Consider the following 236-nt stretch of genomic DNA (forward strand, 5'->3'; position numbering starts at 1 on the left):
CATCCTGGACTTCTTAAGCGTTAATTTGAAATTGAAGTACCTGAAATATTCTATGGAACGGTTGAAGTAAAGTCCATTTCGCTAGAAGCTGGGGATCTTTCTAAGATTGCGGTTCACGCATAAGATCCTGAAGTTGATCCGGTTGGATCATTTTTAGGACAGCGTGGTCATCGTGTACAAGCGATTGTTAAAGAGATTAAAGGTGAGAAAATTTACATCTTAAGCTGGTCTGAAGC

At 39.8% G+C, this 236-nt stretch carries 1 pseudogene; it reads left to right on the plus strand.

Annotated elements, in window-relative coordinates:
* Positions 1–236 (plus strand): annotated as a pseudogene (gene nusA / locus Q4550_RS24075) (transcription termination factor NusA); the annotation flags it as partial.

Origin of the sequence: Anaerobacillus sp. 1_MG-2023 (genome assembly GCF_030547345.1) — a bacterium.
Lineage (GTDB): Bacteria > Bacillota > Bacilli > Bacillales > Guptibacillaceae > Guptibacillus > Guptibacillus hwajinpoensis_B.